We start from the raw sequence: 19,980 nt of genomic DNA on the forward strand, positions 1-19,980 counted from the left end.
ATGAGGTGCAAAACACTAACGGTCCTTACGCCACGCATCCGCCGTCAATGCCTCGCCAAAATGACCGGCGATCAGCCGTTTGGTGAGTTCATGCAGCGGCGATGCCAGCACATCTGCGGTGCTGCCTCGCTCGACAACCTCGCCCTGATGCATCACCAGCACCTGGTCGCTAATGTGCTTCATCATTCCGATATGCTGGGTAACATAAATATACGAAATGCCCTGTTTTTCCTGTAACTCCAGCATCAGGTTAATCAACTGCGAACGCATCGACATATCCAGTGAGGCGAGGGCTTCATCGGCAATAATGACTTTTGGGCGCAATATCAGCGCGCGCGCCAGACCCAGACGCTGTTTTTGCCCGGGTGCCAACATATGCGGATAGTAACTGACGTGATCCGGTAGCAGCCCAACCATACGCATCGTTTCAATAATCTGTTTGCGACGCTGTTCCGGTTCCAGATCGGTGTTCAGACGCAGTGGAAAATCCAGAATTTGCGAGATACGTTGACGGGGATTCAACGAGGTCGAAGGATCCTGAAAAATCATGCGAATACGCTGACTGCGGAAGGAATAATCGCCAAAATGCAGCGGATGATCGTCAATCAATAACTCGCCGCTGGTAGGTTCTATCATTCCCGCCAGCATTTTTGCCAGCGTGGATTTACCCGAACCATTCTCGCCAATAATCGCCAGTGTCTGGCCTTCACGTAGCGTAAAGCTCAAGGGTTTTACCGCTTCTACGGTCTGACGACGAAACCAACCGGTCCGGTAGCGGAACGTTTTACTTAAATTACGCACTTCAAGCAGCGTTTCGATCATCTCATTCTTTCTCCATGTTCAGCGGGAAATGACAGGCATAGAGATGATTTTTCGCCCCCGTCAAACGTGGCGTCACAATGCATTCTCGTTGTGCATACGGGCAACGCGGCCCCAGACGACACCCAATCGGTAACTGTTCCAGCAGCGGGATAGCGCCGGGCAGCGTATTGAGGCGACTTTTATGCGGCATCGCGCTGCCGAAGTCTGGTATCGCGCGGATCAGCGCCTGGGTATAAGGATGATGTGGCATTGTCACCAACTCCTTACTTGGCGCGGTTTCCACCGTTTGACCGCAGTAAAGCACGTTAATTTTATCCGCCCATTGGCTAAGCATTTGTAAGTCATGGCTGATAAGCAAAATAGTGGTATTACTGTTTTGGTTGAGACGCGTCAGCAGGCGAAAGATTTGCGCCTGGGTTGTTGGCTCCATTGAGTTTGTCGGTTCGTCAGCAATCAGCAGACGCGGTTGATTCGCCAGTGCAATGGCTATCATCACTTTCTGACATTCACCTTCGGTCAACTCATAGGGAAAACTGCGCATCGCATCTTTGTGATCTTTAATCCCCACGCGGTGCAGCAGTTCAATGGCACGGCGTTTGCGCCAGCCAAAACGCTGCCACCAACGGCCTTTATAGGTCCAGGCTGGGATGTTTTGCATCAACTGGCGACCCACACGTTCTGAAGGGTCAAGACACGACTGCGGTTCCTGGAAAATCATCGACACGTTGTGACCAACCAGCTTGCGCCGTTCGCGTGCGGAGAGACGCAGCAAATCGATATCATCAAAACGCATACGGTCAGCAGTAACACGCCAGTTATCTTTATTCACCCCACAAATTGCTTTCGCAATCAAACTTTTGCCGGAACCTGATTCGCCAACAAGACCGCGGATTTCACCTTCGGTTAAGGTCATACTTACGCGGTCGACGGCTTTAACCCACTCATCACCGGTTTTAAATTCAATGGTCAGGTTACGAATATCGAGTAATGGCATTATTCCACCCCCGCAATAATTGCACGACGGACACCGTCGCCAAGGAGGTTAACCAACAGCACGCTAATCATAATTGCCGCACCTGGCAGCATGACAGTCCACGGGGCGACATAAATCAGTTCCAGCGCATCACCGAGCATCGCTCCCCATTCAGGCGAGGGGAGTTGTGCGCCGAGATCGAGAAAGCCCAGCGCGGCGATATCGAGAATTGCCATCGACAGTGCGCGGGTGATCTCGGTGACCAGCCCGGCGGTGATGTTTGGCATCACAGCAAACCAGAGAATATTCAGCGTTGATGCGCCATCCAGACGGGCGGCGATAACGTACTCTTTTTCCAGTTCGTCATGCACCATGCTGTAAATCGAACGTACCATACGAGGCAGCAGCGCCAGCCAGACGGCAAACATGGCGTGCGACAAACTCGGTCCGGCAAACGCTACAACGATAATTGCCAGCAGTAGGGAAGGGATCGCCAGTAAGGTATCCAGAATATGGTTAAGCACCGCTGATCGGAGGCCGTGGGTCGCCCCGGCGAAGGTGCCCAGTACCAGGCCACAGATCGTCGCGGCAAGCGTCACCACAAATGCGCCGCCTACGGTTGGCGCAGCTCCGCTCAGTAAACGGCTTAAAACATCGCGTCCGAGGTCGTCAGTCCCAAGGAAGAAAGAAACTTCGCCATAGCGCGACCATGACGGCGGCAATAATTGATAACCGAGAAATTGCTGATCGATGCCGTAAGGCGCAAACCAGCCGCCAAAAATACACAGTACAGCCAGCCCCGCGCAGCCGTACAGGCCGACCATCGCAGAGGCGTCACTATAAAATTTGCGCCAGGCGGTACGCAGCGTGCCCGGCGGGCGCTTTTCGCTGTATACGCTATCGTAAGGCATACCATTCCTTATGTTTCAGAGGGTTAGCCATGGCACCCAAAATATCAGAAATCACGTTAACAATAATGACCAGTGAGCCACACACCATCACTCCGGCGGAAATGGCTGCGTAATCCTGCTGGCGGATAGCGTTAATTAACCAGCGCCCTAAACCCGGCCAGCTAAAGACCATTTCGGTGATCATCGCCAGCGTCAGCATGGTAGAAAACTGTAAGCCCAGGCGAGGAATAACCGGAGGTAACGCGTTATGCAGAACGTGGCGACGCAAAATAGTAAAGCGCGACAAACCGCGGGTCGCCGCTGCTTTAACATAGTTCTGGTCATACACTTCGATAGTGCTGATACGCATTAGTCGGATCACTTCAGTTGTTGGCGCAACCGACAGGGTGATCACGGGTAATATCATATGGCGAATTGCGCTCATGACCATTTCATCCCGCCACGGTGAGTCCGAAAGCCAGGCATCAATCAACGCAAAACCGGTAATCGGTTTCACTTCGTAGAGCAAATCGAAACGCCCAGAAACGGGCAACCAACCTAGCGTGAGTGAACAAAACAGCGTCAGCAGAAGCGCCAGCCAGAACACCGGGATTGAAAAGCCCAGTAAGGCGATGGCGTTGATCAAGTTATCCTGCCACTTATGGCGCGTAATCCCGGCAATCATTCCCATGGGGATGCCAACAATCAGCGCAAAACCAAAGGCGAGGATGCACAGCTCCATCGTCGCCGGGAAGACCTCTTTTAACTGTTCGGCAATCGGTTGACCGTTAATGCTGGAAACACCAAAATCCCAGTGGATCAGGCCGTTAAACCAGAACACCCAGGCATTCCACAGTGACGCGCCTTGTAACGGCGCATGTGGGGTGAAATAGCTCAAGCTGAAGCCAACGAAGGTCAGCAGGAACAAGGTGACAATCAATAACAAAATACGGCGTAAGGTGAAGATAATCATGGCTTTTTCACCTCATCCTGTTTCTCGCGATACACCCCAGCAAAGGAGGCGTTACCAAACGGGCTAAGTACCAGACCTTTGATATCGTACCGATAGGCCTGCAAACGCAATGACGACGCCAGCGGCAGAATAGGTAATTCCTGCGCCAGAATACTTTGCGCTTCGTCATAGGCTTCAATACGCGCCGCCAGCTGCTGCGAAGAGAGCGCCTTACGCAATACGCTGTCGAATTTCGGATCGCACCAGTGGGCGAGGTTGGTCTGTGAATGAATTGCCGCGCAGCTCAGTAACGGACGGAAGAAACTGTCCGGGTCGTTACTGTCCGTCGCCCAACCGGATAACGTCAGATCATGGCTCATATCCATCAACCGCGCCTCCTGAAAACGACCTTCTACCGGCACAATCACCACTTTTACGCCAACCTGTGCCATATCCGCCTGAATCAGTTCGGCGGTTTTCAGTGGACTGGGGTTCCACGCCTGCGAACGTGTGGGCACCCACAGTTTCAGCGTTAAGTTTTCCAGCCCCAACGCCTTCAACTGTTCGCGCGATTTTGCCGGATTGTATTCAGTAATTTTAGCCTCGTTGTCATAGGCCCACGAGGCGCGCGGTAAAATAGAGGCCGCCGTTTCAGCCGTACCATAATAGATGGATTGCATCAGGCGCTGGTTATTAATCGCCAGTGCCAGTGCATGGCGGACCGCCGGATTATTTAGCGGCGGTTTAGCGGTGTTAAACGCCAGATAGGCGACGTTCATCCCCGGGCGCAGCGTTAAACGCAAGCGCGGGTCGTCACGCAAAATGGATAGCTGACTGGCGGCAGGCCAGGCCAGAACGTCGCATTCCCCGGTCAGGAGTTTCGACAGACGTCCGGTGCCGCCGGAGCCTAAATCCACCACCACCTGCGGCATTAACGGCTTACCACGCCAGAAGTCATCATGACGTTGTAAGCGAATATATTGCCCGGCGCGGTATTCCGACAACTGATACGGACCGGTGCCGACCGGTTGACGGTCGAGTTGCTCCTGGCGATCTTCTTTCTCTAACTTCCCTGCATATTCTGCCGACATGACCGAAGCATAATGGGTCGCGAGGTGCCACAAAAAAGAAGCATCCGGCTGAGCCAGACGGAACTCAACGGTATGATTATCCAGTTTACGGACGCTTTTCACGTTATCGGCAAATTGCAGGCTGTCGAAATAGGGGAAGTTGCTGCCATTAACGTTATGCCACGGGTTGTTGCGGTCAAAAATTCGCTGGAAGGTAAACACCACATCGTCGGCATTCATTTTACGAGTGGGAGTAAACCAGTCGGTTTTTTGAAACGGAACATCGCGACGCAGGTGGAAGCGATAGGTCGCGCCGTTGTCGAGTACTTCCCAGCTTTCGGCAAGTTCCGGCATCAGGCGATAGGTATAGGGATCGACATCCAGCAGTCGATCATAAAACTGGGCGGCAAGGGTATCGACAATTAACCCACTGCTCGCTTTGGATGGGTTAAAGGTGTTGACTTGCCCGCTGACGCAATAGACAAAACCGCTGTCGCGGATATCAGCATGCGGGGGGGATTCAGGCGCGGCGATTGCCTGACCACTCACAAGTCCAGCAATCACCAAAAGAGACGATAATACCTGGCGCATAATATTAAGGGATTTTATGTAAAGAGGCTATCTTACTAATATTTAATGACATTTGCCATTACCGTTTGTGTTCAGGGGTCGTAATGAGGGCCGTGTGGTTGGTCGTTGAACAGGTGGCGTCGCCATCTGTTCAACATTCGTACCCGTGATTTCTCTATAACTATAACTCACAGAACAACTTAGCGAGGAGCAGAGCGGTACGATCGTGAGAAACCCATTGAGGCACACTGCAGTGCGTGTCATTGTTAGCCGGATGCGGCGTGAACGCTTTATCCGGACAACGATACTGACCGATCGTCTGCAATGAAATAATTACTCATTACCCCATTGATTCAAAAACTCTGCGATCTCATCAATGCGTACGGGATTAATCCCCGCTTCAGCAGCCATTTCATGTTGGGCTTCTTCGCTGATTTCTTCATTGTTCATCAAACGGGTGAGCAGTAACTGGAAGTAGAGGGCCAGCGGTGTGCGTTCAGCGTCGGCGACAGGCTCTGCGCATTCGGTCGCGTACTCATCGGCAATATCGAAATATTTTAGCGGGATATCGTGGTTCATTATTTGCCCCTGGGGTTAATGCGCTAAGCATAAGGGCGGATGATAGCACTCGTGATCCGGGTCATACATCTTTTTATAGTTAATGGCGCGGCGCATTACCCTCAGGCAGGATAATGCGCCGCGCATCCGACAATTACGTTTCGCTCACCGGCGTTCTGTCACCATCATACAACGGCACTTTGCGATAGCGGCGGATCAGATACCACAAATATGCGCCGCCTAATGAAGCCCATACCAGACCGAGTGTCAGTGACGTTGACTCGAGGTTAACCCACAGCACACCCACCGTCAGCGCGCCAACCAGCGGCATCAGCAAATAGTGGAAGTGATCCTTCCAGCTTTTATTCATTCCTTTGCGCCGCCAGAAATGATTAAACACCGACAGATTCACGAAGGTAAACGCCACCAGAGCACCGAAGTTAATCAATGCTGTCGCGGTGACTAAATCAAAGAACAGCGCCGACAGCGCAACAATCCCGACCATAATGACGTTCAACGCTGGCGTGCGCCATTTCGGGTGCACATAGCCAAACACGCGCTCCGGAAACACATTGTCACGCCCCATCACATACAGCAGACGCGACACGCTGGCGTGCGACGCCAGGCCAGACGCTAACGTGTTCACAAACGTGGTACAGAGGAAAATCGACTGGAAGAGCTTGCCGCCGACGTACAGCGCAATTTCAGGCAGTGCGGCGTCCGGGTCTTTAAAGCGGCTGATATCAGGAAAGAACAGCTGCATAAAGAACGACGCAGCGATAAAGATAACGCCACCGTAGACCGCCGTCAGGAAGATGGCTTTCGGGATCACGCGTGCGGCGTCCGGCGTCTCTTCCGAAAGCGTGGTCACCGCATCGAAACCGAGGAAGGAGAAACAGACAATCGTCGCCCCGGTAATAATCGGGATCAGGTGCGCGTTCTCGCTGATAAACGGCTGAAGTGACCAGACGGTGCCAACGCCTTCTCCTTTATGCAGTCCCTGAACCACCAGGAAGATAAACACCACCATGATGGAGATTTGCACCAACACAAACAGGGTATTGAAGTTAGCAACCAGGTTGACGCTCTTCAGATTCGCGGCGGTTAAAATGGCGACGAAGGTTACTACCCACACCCACGGCGGCACTTCCGGGAAGAGGGCGGAGAGATAGATTTTCGCCAACAAGACGTTGATCATCGGCAAAAAGAGATAATCCAGCAGCGATGACCAGCCGACCATAAATCCGACGTGCGGGTTAATCGACTTTTGCGCGTAGGTATAGGCCGAACCGGCTTCCGGAAACTGGCGAACCAGTTTGCCGTAGCTGATAGCGGTAAACAGCACGCCCGCCAGCGCCAGCAAATAGGACGCCGGAACGTGACCGTCGCTAATGCCGGAGACAATACCAAAAGTATCAAATACGGTCATCGGCGTGAGATAGGCCAGACCCATCATCACCACCTGCCACAATTTCAGTGATTTTCGCAGACGGGTTTTGCCAGATTGCGCAGCAATAGTCAGTGGTGAATTAATAGCCATAGTTGCTGCCTCCCCTGCGTAATAAGGTTTGCGGTCGTGTCGACCTGAAATCAAACCTGTTTAGCAAGGGAAGCAAAGGGGGCGGAGTCCAGTCAGTCGCAGGAGGGGCGCATACGCAGCCTCCCTCGCCATGCGGGGATTTAATCATCGGCATCATCTCATTTCCTCGTCACAGTCTTAATCGTTAACGGAAGCCCGTTGCCGCCTGCGCTCCATAACGCGACATCCGGGAAATGTCTGGATTACCAGCAAATGTCAGGCCTGGCTCCGCTCAGGCCGATGAAACAACCCCGCAAGGGGTATTACGCGTTTTTCAACATCCACTCAATTTCTGTTTCTGTGATGAGGCGCTCAAACTGCAACAGCTCATCATTTTTACAGGCGTGATAGACATGGCAGAAGCGTTCGCCTAAATAGCGGCGCAGGTGATCATTCTCGATAAACTCACCCAGGGCATCGCTCTGGCGAATCGGGAAGGGTAAGCCTTCCTGTTCCAGCCCGTTACCTTCGACTTCTTCCTGTAATGGCAGTTCGTTATCAAGGCCATGCAAAATACCGGCAAAAATCGCCGCCATCACCAGATACGGGTTGGCATCGGCACCCGCCACGCGATATTCCACGCGGTGATTATGGCGATCGCCGCAGGGAATACGCAGGGCGACGGTGCGGTTGTTATGGCCCCACGACGCCTGCGTCGGTACATACATACCTGGCTGGAAGCGGCGATACGAGTTCACGTTTGGTGCCAGCAACGCCATTGATGACGGCATCAGGTCAATCATCCCGGCAAGCATCTTTTTCAGCAGCGGCGAATCTTCGCCTTCCGCGTCAGAAAGCACGTTCTCGCCACGGTTATTTTGCATACTGATATGGATATGCATCCCGCTGCCCGCGTGCTCTTCATACGGCTTCGCCATAAAAGTGGCGTGCATCTTATGCTTTTCTGCCATCAGACGCACCAGGCGTTTTAGTGCCAGCGCATCATCGCAAGCTTCCAGCACGTTATCGGTATGGTAAAGATTGATTTCAAACTGACCCGGCGAGGCCTCAGCGACCGCGCCATCTGCCGGAATCAGCTGTAACTGCGCCAGCTCATCAATATCATTGAGCACGTCGGCGAAGTGGTTGAGGTTATCAACGGAGTAAACCTGGCTTTGTGTATTGCGGTCATCGGTGCCGGGCGCGCAGGGCGGTTGCAGATACCCTTCAGCGTCGCGCTGGCGATCCAGTAAATAGAACTCCAGCTCTACCGCTACGACCGGGAACAATCCGCGCTGGCGCAGCTGCTGCCACAGGCGGTTAAGAACGTTCCGCGGCTCAACGTCAAAGGGAGCGCCATCTTCATCGACCATGGTCAGGAGCATCTGACCGATAAACTCTGGATCGGCGGCAGAAGGGGTTAAGGAACCGAGAACAGGAACACAGGTACGATCCGGCTCGCCCATTTCCTGACCCAGGCCCGCTTCTTCTACTACGTTGCCCAGAATATCCATTGCAAACACCGAGGCCGGGAAATAACACCCTTTCTCGAGCTTCTTCAGGCTTGAAACAGGAATACGTTTTCCACGGAAGCAACCATTCAAATCGGTAAGTAAAACATCAACATATTGCGTATTCGGGTAGCGCTCCAGGTAGCGTTTCACTTCCTGCGTAAAGGCGCTACCCCGCCTCTCTTCTGACTGCTGAACAAAGTTCTCTACTTCAACGATATTGGTTTCCATGATTCTTCGCCTTTGGTTTGTTTTCCGCTCGTTATCAAAGCGTAAAATATAATGACCACTATTCGAATCTGTATGCAAACTAAATGTTTGTCAAATGTTAAATTGAGTTTGCAAAAATGAAAAACCACTGCTAGATTGAAAAAATATTGAACATAAAGGTCATTTAAAGCGCAGTAATGGCGATAATTTAGTCCACTTTGTGAGATTGAGCATGGAAAATATAATGAACAATCCGGTTATCGGTGTCGTAATGTGCAGGAACAGGCTTAAGGGTCATGCGACCCAGACTCTGCAAGAAAAGTACCTGAATGCCATCATCCACGCAGGCGGTTTGCCAATAGCGCTACCACATGCGCTGGCGGAACCGTCGTTACTTGAACAACTTTTGCCGAAACTCGATGGTATTTATCTTCCTGGTAGTCCCAGCAATGTGCAGCCGCACCTATATGGTGAAAACGGCGATGAGCCTGACGCCGATCCCGGGCGTGATCTTCTGAGCATGGCGTTAATTAATGCCGCACTCGAAAGGCGCATCCCCATTTTCGCCATCTGCCGGGGTTTACAGGAACTGGTGGTGGCAACCGGTGGTTCGTTGCATCGCAAGCTGTGCGAACAGCCTGAATTGCTGGAACATCGGGAAGATCCCGAACTGCCGGTGGAGCAGCAATATGCACCGTCGCATGAAGTTCAGGTTGAAGAGGGGGGATTGCTGTCTGCGTTGTTACCTGAATGTAGCAACTTTTGGGTAAACTCTCTGCATGGACAAGGGGCGAAGGTCGTTAGCCCACGGTTGCGTGTTGAAGCTCGCTCGCCGGATGGCTTAGTTGAGGCGGTTAGCGTCATCAATCATCCTTTTGCGCTGGGCGTACAGTGGCACCCGGAGTGGAACAGTAGCGAGTACGCGCTTTCGCGTATATTGTTCGAGGGCTTTATCACCGCTTGTCAGCACCATATCGCTGAAAAACAGCGACTCTGACCACTACAGTTTAAGGAAATGCAAATATGAGTGATGAGGGACTGGCGCCAGGAAAACGCTTGTCGGAAATCCGCCAGCAGCAGGGGCTTTCACAACGTCGTGCCGCCGAACTCTCCGGGCTGACTCACAGTGCTATCAGTACGATAGAACAAGATAAAGTCAGCCCTGCCATCAGTACGCTGCAAAAGCTGCTGAAGGTGTATGGTCTGTCACTCTCGGAATTCTTTTCCGAGCCGGAAAAACCTGATGAGCCGCAGGTCGTCATTAATCAGGACGACTTAATTGAGATGGGCAGTCAGGGTGTGTCAATGAAGCTGGTTCATAACGGTAACCCGAATCGCACGCTGGCGATGATCTTTGAAACGTACCAGCCGGGCACAACCACTGGGGAAAGAATTAAGCATCAGGGTGAGGAAATAGGCACTGTACTGGAAGGTGAAATTGTTCTGACGATTAATGGTCAGGATTATCATCTCGTCGCGGGGCAAAGTTATGCCATTAATACCGGCATCCCGCACAGTTTCAGTAATACGTCGGCAGGTATTTGCCGAATTATCAGCGCCCATACGCCCACCACGTTTTAATCTTTTTGTTCTGTAAGCCGGGTAAGCGCAATGCGCCCGGCAATCCATAAAGAATGTCGCCAGAAATAAACGGGCATACGGCCCGGGGATCTCTGCGCCCTGACGTTCACAAACTGCATATATCTGATAGACGTGAAACAGGAGTCATAATGAATTTTCATCATCTGGCTTACTGGCAGGATAAAGCGTTAAGTCTCGCCATTGAAACCCGCTTATTTATTAACGGTGAATATACTGCTGCGGCGGAAAATGAAACTTTTGAAACCGTTGATCCGGTCACCCAGGCACCGCTGGCGAAAATTGCCCGCGGCAAGAGCGTCGATATCGACCGTGCGGTGAGCGCAGCACGCGGCGTATTTGAACGCGGCGACTGGTCACTCTCTTCTCCGGCTAAACGTAAAGCGGTACTGAATAAACTCGCCGATTTAATGGAAGCTAACGCTGAAGAACTGGCGCTGCTGGAAACGCTCGACACCGGCAAACCGATTCGTCACAGCCTGCGTGATGATATTCCCGGCGCGGCGCGCGCCATTCGCTGGTACGCCGAAGCGATCGACAAAGTGTATGGCGAAGTGGCGACCACCAGTAGCCATGAGCTGGCGATGATCGTGCGTGAACCGGTCGGCGTGATTGCCGCCATCGTGCCGTGGAACTTCCCGCTGCTGCTGACTTGCTGGAAACTCGGCCCGGCGCTGGCGGCGGGAAACAGCGTGATTCTAAAACCGTCTGAAAAATCACCGCTCAGTGCGATTCGTCTCGCGGGGCTGGCGAAAGAAGCGGGGCTGCCGGATGGTGTGTTGAACGTGGTGACGGGTTTTGGTCATGAAGCCGGGCAGGCGCTTTCGCGCCATAACGATATCGATGCCATTGCCTTTACTGGCTCAACCCGCACCGGGAAACAGCTGCTGAAGGACGCGGGCGACAGCAACATGAAACGCGTCTGGCTGGAGGCGGGCGGCAAAAGCGCCAACATCGTTTTCGCCGACTGCCCGGATTTACAACAGGCAGCAAGCGCCACCGCCGCAGGCATTTTCTACAACCAGGGCCAGGTGTGCATCGCCGGAACGCGTTTGTTGCTGGAAGAGAGCATCGCCGATGAATTCTTAGCCCTGTTAAAACAGCAGGCGCAAAACTGGCAGCCGGGCCATCCACTTGATCCCGCAACCACCATGGGCACCTTAATCGACTGCGCCCACGCCGACTCGGTCCATAGCTTTATTCGGGAAGGCGAAAGCAAAGGGCAACTGCTGCTGGATGGCCGTAACGCCGAGCTGGCTGCCGCCATCGGCCCGACCATCTTTGTGGAGGTAGACCCGAATGCGTCCTTAAGCCGCGAAGAGATTTTCGGTCCGGTGCTGGTGGTCACGCGTTTCACATCAGAAGAACAGGCGCTACAGCTTGCCAACGACTGCCAGTACGGACTTGGCGCGGCGGTATGGACGCGCGACCTCTCCCGCGCGCACCGCATGAGTCGCCGCCTGAAAGCCGGCTCCGTCTTCGTCAATAACTACAACGACGGCGATATGACCGTGCCGTTTGGCGGCTATAAGCAGAGCGGCAACGGGCGCGACAAATCCCTGCATGCCCTTGACAAATTCACCGAACTGAAAACCATCTGGATAAGCCTGGAGGCCTGAAATGACCGAACATACCAGCAGTTACTACGCCGCCAGTGCGAATAAATACGCGCCATTCGACACGCTGAATGAGTCGATTTCCTGCGACGTTTGCGTGGTCGGTGGCGGCTATACCGGGCTTTCCTCCGCGCTGCATCTGGCGGAAGCGGGCTTTGATGTAGTGGTTCTCGAAGCCTCACGCATCGGCTTCGGCGCAAGCGGACGCAATGGCGGGCAGCTTGTGAACTCCTACAGCCGCGACATCGACGTGATCGAAAAAAGCTACGGCATGGACACCGCCCGTATGCTCGGCAGCATGATGTTTGAAGGCGGAGAGATCATCCGCGAACGTATCAAACGTTATCAGATTGACTGCGACTACCGCCCCGGCGGCCTGTTTGTGGCGATGAATGATAAACAGCTCGCCACACTCGAAGAGCAGAAAGAGAACTGGGAACGCTACGGCAATAAACAGCTGGAGCTGCTGGACGCCAACGCTATTCGCCGCGAGGTCGCCAGCGATCGCTACACTGGTGCGCTGCTGGATCACAGCGGTGGGCATATTCATCCGCTAAACCTCGCCATTGGCGAAGCGGACGCCATCCGCCTGAACGGCGGGCGCGTGTATGAACTTTCTGCCGTGACGCAGATCCAGCACACCACGCCAGCCGTTGTGCGAACTGCCAAAGGTCAGGTGACGGCGAAATACGTGATTGTCGCCGGGAATGCGTATCTGGGCGATAAAGTAGAGCCGGAACTAGCGAAACGCAGCATGCCGTGCGGCACGCAGGTGATCACCACCGAACGGCTGTCGGAAGATTTAGCCCGTTCGCTGATCCCGAAAAACTACTGTGTGGAAGACTGTAACTATCTTCTTGATTACTACCGCCTGACTGCCGATAACCGCCTGCTGTACGGCGGCGGCGTGGTCTACGGCGCACGCGACCCGGACGATGTTGAGCGCCTTGTGGTGCCGAAACTGCTGAAAACCTTCCCGCAGCTGAAGGGCGTGAAAATTGATTACCGCTGGACGGGCAACTTCCTGCTGACCCTGTCACGCATGCCGCAGTTCGGTCGCCTTGATACCAACATCTATTACATGCAGGGTTACAGCGGCCACGGCGTCACCTGTACCCATCTTGCCGGGCGTTTGATTGCTGAACTGCTGCGCGGTGACGCCGAACGCTTCGACGCCTTTGCCAATCTGCCGCATTACCCGTTCCCCGGCGGGCGCACGCTGCGCGTGCCATTTACCGCGATGGGCGCGGCTTATTACAGCCTGCGCGATCGTCTGGGCGTTTAATTTCCGATTAACAGTGAAGAGTCAAAAGGTGTGAAACATGAGCAACAATGAATTCCATCAGCGTCGTCTTTCTGCTACCCCTCGCGGGGTTGGCGTGATGTGTAACTTCTTCGCCCAGTCGGCAGAAAACGCCATGCTGAAGGACGTAGAGGGCAACGAATACATCGATTTCGCCGCAGGCATTGCGGTGCTGAATACCGGGCATCGCCACCCTGATCTGGTCGCGGCGGTGGAGCAGCAATTGCAACAGTTTACCCACACGGCGTATCAGATTGTGCCGTACGAAAGCTACGTCACCCTGGCGGAGAAAATCAACGCCCTTGCCCCGGTGAGCGGGCAGGCTAAAACTGCGTTCTTCACCACCGGTGCGGAAGCGGTGGAGAACGCGGTGAAAATCGCCCGCGCCCATACCGGACGCCCTGGCGTGATTGCGTTTAGCGGCGGCTTCCACGGTCGTACATATATGACCATGGCGCTGACCGGAAAGGTCGCGCCGTACAAAATCGGCTTCGGCCCGTTCCCCGGTTCGGTATATCACGTACCTTATCCGTCAGATTTACATGGCGTTTCAACGCAGGACTCTCTCGACGCCATCGAACGCTTGTTTAAATCTGACATTGAAGCGAAGCAGGTGGCGGCGATTATTTTCGAACCGGTGCAGGGCGAAGGCGGTTTCAACGTTGCACCAAAAGAGCTGGTTGCCGCCATTCGCCGCCTGTGCGACGAGCACGGCATTGTGATGATTGCCGATGAAGTGCAAAGCGGCTTTGCGCGTACCGGTAAACTGTTTGCCATGGATCACTACGCCGATAAGCCGGACTTAATGACGATGGCGAAAAGCCTCGCGGGCGGCATGCCGCTTTCGGGCGTGGTCGGTAACGCGAATATTATGGACGCGCCCGCGCCGGGCGGGTTGGGTGGTACTTACGCCGGGAACCCGCTGGCGGTGGCTGCCGCGCACGCTGTGCTCAACATTATCGACAAAGAATCACTCTGTGAACGCGCGAATCAACTGGGCCAGCGCCTGACAAACACGTTGATTGATGCCAAAGAAAGCGTTCCGGCCATCGCGGCGGTACGCGGTCTGGGGTCTATGATTGCGGCAGAGTTTAACGATCCGCAAACGGGCGAGCCGTCAGCGGCGATTGCACAGAAAATCCAGCAACGCGCGCTGGCGCAGGGGCTGCTTCTGCTGACCTGTGGCGCATACGGCAACGTGATTCGTTTCCTGTATCCGCTGACCATCCCGGATGCGCAATTCGATGCGGCAATGAAAATTTTGCAGGATGCGCTGAAAGATTAATACGCAGAAGCAGGGTCAACGCAATAATGTCTGATACGCTGCGCTTATCAGGCCTGCAAACGACGTATTGATTATGTATGCCGGATAAGGCGTTCACGCCGCATCCGGCAAGTTGTATTGCCCAACTTCGCTAAATCTGGTGCTTTTTCAACAACGCGCGGAACTGATGATAGGTTAACCCCAGTAATTCAGCCGCGCGCTTCTGGTTATATTTCCCCTGTTGCAAACTGAGTTGCAGCAACTCTTTTTCCTGCTGCATCTGAAACTCACGTAAATCCAGCGGCAGTGTTGGAAGCGAGGTGGTTTCTGAAACGGCGATAGCGTCTTCAGGCGGACGCCGTTTAAAGGGATCAATAATGATGTCATCAAGCGGATAATCGCTGGTGCCGTGGCGATACACTGAACGTTCCACCACGTTTTTCAATTCACGAATATTTCCCGGCCAGCGATAATTCAGCAATGTTTCTCTGGCGCGCTCCGTAAAACCCGGGAACAGAGGCAGCTTGATTTCCCGACACATCTGAATGGCAAAGTGTTCTGCCATCAGCATAATGTCGCTTTCGCGCTCGCGCAGGGGCGGCAGTTGCACTACATCGAAAGCCAGCCGGTCGAGCAGGTCAGCGCGAAAAGTACCTTCATTGACCATCGCCGGGAGATCGGCATTCGTCGCGCATACCAACCGCACATTCACCTGCAATGGCTGACTACCGCCAACGCGCTCCAGTTCACCGTACTCAATCACACGCAATAATTTTTCCTGCACCATCATCGGTGCCGTAGCGAGTTCATCAAGAAATAGCGTACCGCCATCGGCACGTTCAAATCTCCCAGGATGACGTTTTTGCGCACCGGTAAACGCCCCCGCTTCGTGACCAAACAGTTCGGAATCCAGCAGATTTTCATTTAACGCCGCGCAGTTAAGGGAAATAAACGGCCCTTGCCAACGGGAGGAGAGATAATGCAGGCGGCTGGCAATCAACTCTTTACCGGTGCCGCGTTCGCCGATGATGAGCACCGGTTTATCCAGTGGTGCGAGATGCGAAACCTGTTCCAGCACTTCGAGAAAGCTATTCGCCTCACCAAGTAAATTATCTTTGTATTCTGCCATGATGAAATTCGCCACTTGTTAGTGTAATTCGCTAATTCATCCTGGCATGTTGCTGTTGATTCTTCAATCAGATCTTTATAAATCAAAAAGATAAAAAATTGGCACGCAAATTGTATTAATAGTTCAGCAGGACAATCCTGAATGCAGAAATCAAGAGGACAACATTATGGGTATTTTTTCTCGCTTTGCCGACATCGTGAATGCCAACATCAACGCTCTGTTAGAGAAAGCGGAAGATCCACAGAAACTGGTGCGTCTGATGATCCAGGAGATGGAAGATACATTGGTTGAAGTACGTTCTACTTCGGCGCGTGCGCTGGCAGAAAAGAAACAGCTGACTCGCCGTATTGAACAAGCGTCGGCTCGTGAAATTGAATGGCAGGAAAAAGCGGAACTGGCACTGCTGAAAGAGAGAGAGGATCTGGCGCGTGCGGCGTTAATTGAAAAACAGAAACTGACCGATCTGATTAAGAGCCTGGAACATGAAGTGACGCTGGTGGACGATACGCTGGTGCGTATGAAGAAAGAGATCGGCGAGCTGGAAAACAAATTGAGCGAAACACGCGCTCGCCAGCAGGCATTGATGTTACGCCATCAGGCGGCAAACTCGTCGCGCGATGTGCGTCGTCAGCTGGACAGTGGCAAACTGGATGAAGCAATGGCTCGTTTCGAATCTTTCGAACGCCGTATCGACCAGATGGAAGCGGAAGCAGAAAGCCACAGCTTCGGTAAACAAAAATCGCTGGACGATCAGTTTGCCGAACTGAAAGCCGATGATGCAATCAGCGAGCAACTGGCACAATTAAAAGCCAAAATGAAGCAAGACAATCAATAATAACATCCAGGCGGCGTCCGAACGCGCCGCCGCTCATCGTCTAAGGAGTCCTTATGAGCGCGCTATTTCTGGCTATTCCGTTAACCATTTTTGTGCTGTTTGTTTTACCGATCTGGTTATGGCTGCATTACAGCAATCGTTCTGGTCGCAGTGAATTGTCGCAAAGTGAGCAGCAGCGATTAGCGCAACTGGCTGATGAAGCAAAACGGATGCGCGAACGTATTCAGGCGCTGGAATCCATTCTTGATGCAGAACATCCGAACTGGAGGGATCGCTAATGGCGGGCATTAATCTCAATAAAAAATTATGGCGTATTCCACAGCAGGGCATGGTCCGTGGCGTCTGCGCCGGGATTGCCAACTATTTTGATGTACCAGTAAAACTGGTGCGTATCCTGGTGGTGCTGTCGATTTTCTTCGGTCTGGCGCTGTTTACCCTGGTTGCTTACATCATTTTGTCATTTGCGCTTGATCCAATGCCGGACAACATGGCCTTTGGTGAGCAGCTACCTTCCAGCAGCGAATTGCTGGATGAAGTCGACCGTGAACTGGCGGCAAGTGAAACGCGTTTACGCGAGATGGAACGTTATGTCACTTCCGATACTTTCACGTTACGTAGCCGTTTCCGTCAACTGTGAGGAAAGTTATGAATACTCGCTGGCAACAGGCCGGGCAAAAGGTGAAGCCTGGGTTCAAATTAGCAGGCAAGCTGGTACTTCTTACCGCACTGCGCTATGGCCCGGCGGGTGTGGCGGGCTGGGCGATAAAATCAGTTGCTCGCCGACCGCTGAAAATGTTGCTGGCTGTGGCGCTGGAACCGCTGTTAAGTCGGGCTGCCAATAAACTGGCACAGCGTTATAAAAGGTGAGGGGAATTTCGCAAAAATTGTTAAATCTCAGGCGTATAATGGATGGCAATTTTCATCCATAGAAGGACGCTTACATGTTTAAAAAAGGCTTACTTGCTCTGGCACTGGTGTTTTCACTGCCCGTTTTCGCCGCTGAACACTGGATCGATGTTCGTGTTCCTGAGCAGTATCAGCAAGAGCACGTTCAGGGGGCCATCAATATTCCCCTGAAGGAAGTGAAAGAGCGCATTGCCACCGCCGTTCCGGATAAAAACGACACCGTGAAAGTGTATTGCAATGCCGGACGCCAGTCAGGGCAGGCAAAAGAGATCCTTAGCGAGATGGGATATACCCACGTTGAGAACGCCGGCGGCCTGAAAGACATCGCAATGCCGAAGGTCAAAGGTTAAAAGAATCCACCCTAAGCGGCGCTTATGCGCCGTTTACTTTTTCTGTTACACCTTATTTACATCCCCATAGATTATTTGCGTCAGCTCACAAATACGCTTTTTCCCTGGTAAAAAATGATTTCCTGCGTGACTAAAACCCTTGTGCTCAATTGACAGTTTATTTTCTGCGGAGTAGTCTCTCGTTTCATGGGACCGCTACCACGGAAAGGCAACATGAAACAGAAAATTACGGATTACCTGGACGAAATCTACGGTGGAACATTTACCGCAACTCATTTACAGAAACTTGTAACGCGTCTTGAGAGTGCGAAACGATTAATTACACTGCGACGTAAAAAACACTGGGATGAAAGTGATGTCGTGTTAATCACCTATGCCGATCAATTTCACAGTAATGATTTAAAACCACTACCCACATTTAATCAGTTTTACCCTCAATGGCTGCAAAGCATTTTTTCACATGTTCATTTATTACCTTTTTATCCATGGTCATCTGATGATGGCTTTTCGGTAATTGATTATCAACAGGTCGCTAGTGAAGCGGGGGAGTGGCAGGATATTCAGCAACTCGGTGAATGCAGTCATTTAATGTTTGATTTTGTCTGCAACCATATGTCGGCAAAAAGTGAATGGTTTAAAAACTATTTACAACAGCAGCCAGGTTTTGAAGATTTTTTTATTGCCGTTGACCCGCAAACCGATCTCAGCGTCGTCACTCGCCCGCGTGCGTTACCGTTATTAACGCCATTCCAGATGCGCGATCATTCAACGCGCCATTTATGGACCACCTTTAGTGACGATCAAATTGACCTGAATTACCGTAGCCCTGAAGTGTTACTGGCGATGGTGGATGTATTGCTGTGCTACCTGGAAAAGGGCGCAGAATATGTCCGTCTGGATGCCGTTGGCTTTATGTGGAAAGAGCCGGGAACAAGCTGCATCCATCTGGAAAAAACACATCTGATTATCAAACTGTTACGGTCGATTATTGATGACGTAGCACCAGGTACAGTGATCATTACCGAGACCAATGTTCCGCACAGAGACAACATTGCTTACTTTGGCAACGGTGATGACGAAGCGCATATGGTGTACCAGTTCTCGCTGCCGCCGCTGGTGCTGCATGCGGTGCAAAAACAGAACGTTGAGGCGCTTTGTGCGTGGGCGCAAAACCTGACACTACCTTCCAGCAACACCACCTGGTTTAACTTCCTCGCCTCTCACGATGGCATCGGGCTTAACCCACTGCGTGGCTTGCTACCCGAAAGCGAAATATTAGCGCTGGTCGAGGCATTACAGCAGGAAGGGGCATTAGTTAACTGGAAAAATAATCCCGACGGTACGCGTAGCCCGTATGAAATGAATGTCACTTATATGGATGCGTTAAACCGCCGCGAGAGTAGCGATGAAGAACGTTGCGCCAGGTTTATCCTTGCCCATGCGATTTTGTTAAGTTTCCCCGGTGTGCCAGCGATATATATTCAAAGTATTCTGGGCTCGCGTAATGATTACGCAGGTGTCGAAAAACTGGGATATAACCGTGCGATTAACCGTAAAAAATATTACAGTAAAGAGATCACGACCGAACTGAACAATAAAACGACGTTAAGGCACGCGGTATATCATGAATTGTCGCGACTAATTAAAATTCGTCGAAGTCATAACGAGTTTCATCCAGATAATGATTTTACCATCGACACGGTTAATTCATCCGTAATGTGTATTCAAAGAAGCAACGCGGATGGTAATTGTCTGACAGGATTGTTTAATGTCAGTGAAAATATTCAGCATATAAATATTACTGACCTGCACGGTCGGGATCTGATTAGTGAAGTTGATATAGTGGGTAATGAAATAACGCTGCGCCCCTGGCAGGTTATGTGGATTAAATAAAAAGGAACAT

Annotated in this window: 21 protein-coding genes; 11 read left to right on the forward strand and 10 right to left on the reverse strand. The window is 52.3% G+C overall.

From position 1 onward, the window contains the following. Positions 1-15 precede the first annotated feature (15 nt). From sapF to puuA, 9 genes are all read right to left on the reverse strand, one after another. Positions 16-822 carry a peptide ABC transporter ATP-binding protein SapF gene (sapF, locus tag ACJHWR_RS14755; protein WP_000573407.1) on the reverse strand — a complete coding sequence of 269 codons (807 nt, stop codon included), beginning with the start codon at positions 820-822 and terminating at the stop codon, positions 16-18. Position 823: 1 nt separating this feature from the next. Then, entirely contained in the window at positions 824-1,816 is a 993-nt protein-coding gene (gene sapD, locus ACJHWR_RS14760) for a peptide ABC transporter ATP-binding protein SapD (RefSeq protein ID WP_001128858.1), read from the reverse strand. After that, positions 1,816-2,706, reverse strand: coding sequence for a peptide ABC transporter permease SapC (sapC, locus tag ACJHWR_RS14765; RefSeq protein WP_001146163.1), 891 nt, complete (start codon positions 2,704-2,706; stop codon positions 1,816-1,818). Before sapC ends, sapD begins: the two co-directional genes overlap by 1 nt. Continuing rightward, positions 2,693-3,658, reverse strand: a complete 966-nt coding sequence (gene sapB, locus ACJHWR_RS14770; RefSeq protein WP_000583265.1) for a putrescine export ABC transporter permease SapB — start codon at positions 3,656-3,658, stop codon at positions 2,693-2,695. The genes sapC and sapB overlap by 14 nt, the downstream gene beginning before the upstream one ends. Continuing rightward, positions 3,655-5,298, reverse strand: a complete 1,644-nt coding sequence (gene sapA, locus ACJHWR_RS14775; RefSeq protein WP_001250202.1) for an ABC transporter substrate-binding protein SapA — start codon at positions 5,296-5,298, stop codon at positions 3,655-3,657. The genes sapB and sapA overlap by 4 nt, the downstream gene beginning before the upstream one ends. A 312-nt stretch (positions 5,299-5,610) precedes the next feature. Further along, on the reverse strand, positions 5,611-5,856 hold the full coding sequence (locus ACJHWR_RS14780; RefSeq protein ID WP_001015102.1) for a YmjA family protein: 246 nt from the start codon (positions 5,854-5,856) through the stop codon (positions 5,611-5,613). Between the two features lie 133 nt (positions 5,857-5,989). Continuing rightward, entirely contained in the window at positions 5,990-7,375 is a 1,386-nt protein-coding gene (gene puuP / locus ACJHWR_RS14785) for a putrescine/proton symporter PuuP (protein WP_001309476.1), read from the reverse strand. Beyond that, positions 7,365-7,529, reverse strand: a complete 165-nt coding sequence (locus ACJHWR_RS14790; RefSeq protein ID WP_120795382.1) for a protein YmjE — start codon at positions 7,527-7,529, stop codon at positions 7,365-7,367. Before ACJHWR_RS14790 ends, puuP begins: the two co-directional genes overlap by 11 nt. Positions 7,530-7,677: 148 nt before the next feature. Next, positions 7,678-9,096: a glutamate-putrescine ligase gene (puuA, locus tag ACJHWR_RS14795; RefSeq protein WP_001296746.1), complete on the reverse strand. Its 1,419-nt coding sequence runs from the start codon at positions 9,094-9,096 to the stop codon at positions 7,678-7,680. A gap of 211 nt (positions 9,097-9,307) precedes the next feature. On the opposite strand from puuA, the gene puuD reads away from it, so the two are divergent. The 5 genes from puuD (at position 9,308) to puuE (ending at position 14,878) form a co-directional block, all read left to right on the forward strand. Then, complete coding sequence (puuD, locus tag ACJHWR_RS14800) at positions 9,308-10,072, forward strand: gamma-glutamyl-gamma-aminobutyrate hydrolase (protein WP_001307158.1); 765 nt, start codon at positions 9,308-9,310, stop codon at positions 10,070-10,072. Positions 10,073-10,098: 26 nt separating this feature from the next. Beyond that, the gene (puuR, locus tag ACJHWR_RS14805) at positions 10,099-10,656 is read left to right on the forward strand and encodes an HTH-type transcriptional regulator PuuR (RefSeq protein WP_001278727.1); all 558 of its coding nucleotides are present in this window, start codon (positions 10,099-10,101) and stop codon (positions 10,654-10,656) included. Positions 10,657-10,805: 149 nt separating this feature from the next. After that, positions 10,806-12,293, forward strand: a complete 1,488-nt coding sequence (gene puuC, locus ACJHWR_RS14810; RefSeq protein ID WP_001009147.1) for an aldehyde dehydrogenase PuuC — start codon at positions 10,806-10,808, stop codon at positions 12,291-12,293. 1 nt (position 12,294) lies between these two features. Then, positions 12,295-13,575: a gamma-glutamylputrescine oxidase gene (puuB, locus tag ACJHWR_RS14815; RefSeq protein WP_000134843.1), complete on the forward strand. Its 1,281-nt coding sequence runs from the start codon at positions 12,295-12,297 to the stop codon at positions 13,573-13,575. Positions 13,576-13,612: 37 nt separating this feature from the next. Continuing rightward, on the forward strand, positions 13,613-14,878 hold the full coding sequence (puuE, locus tag ACJHWR_RS14820) for a 4-aminobutyrate transaminase (protein ID WP_000069209.1): 1,266 nt from the start codon (positions 13,613-13,615) through the stop codon (positions 14,876-14,878). A 130-nt stretch (positions 14,879-15,008) separates the two neighbouring features. Here the strand turns inward: puuE and pspF are convergent, their stop codons facing one another. Next, positions 15,009-15,986: a phage shock protein operon transcriptional activator gene (pspF, locus tag ACJHWR_RS14825; RefSeq protein WP_000852835.1), complete on the reverse strand. Its 978-nt coding sequence runs from the start codon at positions 15,984-15,986 to the stop codon at positions 15,009-15,011. Between the two features lie 166 nt (positions 15,987-16,152). Between pspF and pspA the strand changes: the two genes are divergently transcribed. The 6 genes from pspA to ycjM all read left to right on the forward strand — a co-directional run bounded on the left by pspA (position 16,153) and on the right by ycjM (position 19,970). Further along, positions 16,153-16,821, forward strand: a complete 669-nt coding sequence (gene pspA, locus ACJHWR_RS14830) for a phage shock protein PspA (RefSeq protein ID WP_000511017.1) — start codon at positions 16,153-16,155, stop codon at positions 16,819-16,821. A 53-nt stretch (positions 16,822-16,874) separates the two neighbouring features. After that, the gene (pspB, locus tag ACJHWR_RS14835) at positions 16,875-17,099 is read left to right on the forward strand and encodes an envelope stress response membrane protein PspB (RefSeq protein WP_001274963.1); all 225 of its coding nucleotides are present in this window, start codon (positions 16,875-16,877) and stop codon (positions 17,097-17,099) included. Continuing rightward, positions 17,099-17,458 (forward strand): envelope stress response membrane protein PspC, encoded by a 360-nt coding sequence (gene pspC, locus ACJHWR_RS14840; protein WP_000907387.1) that lies wholly within the window; start codon positions 17,099-17,101, stop codon positions 17,456-17,458. Before pspB ends, pspC begins: the two co-directional genes overlap by 1 nt. Before the next feature lie 8 nt (positions 17,459-17,466). Next, positions 17,467-17,688 carry a phage shock protein PspD gene (gene pspD, locus ACJHWR_RS14845; RefSeq protein WP_001295585.1) on the forward strand — a complete coding sequence of 74 codons (222 nt, stop codon included), beginning with the start codon at positions 17,467-17,469 and terminating at the stop codon, positions 17,686-17,688. A 74-nt stretch (positions 17,689-17,762) separates the two neighbouring features. Then, entirely contained in the window at positions 17,763-18,077 is a 315-nt protein-coding gene (gene pspE / locus ACJHWR_RS14850) for a thiosulfate sulfurtransferase PspE (protein WP_000473109.1), read from the forward strand. 213 nt (positions 18,078-18,290) lie between these two features. Further along, positions 18,291-19,970 (forward strand): glucosylglycerate phosphorylase, encoded by a 1,680-nt coding sequence (gene ycjM, locus ACJHWR_RS14855; RefSeq protein ID WP_012311604.1) that lies wholly within the window; start codon positions 18,291-18,293, stop codon positions 19,968-19,970. Positions 19,971-19,980 lie beyond the last annotated feature (10 nt).

It is taken from the genome of Escherichia sp. WS568 (genome assembly GCF_046486085.1).
Classification (GTDB): domain Bacteria; phylum Pseudomonadota; class Gammaproteobacteria; order Enterobacterales; family Enterobacteriaceae; genus Escherichia; species Escherichia coli.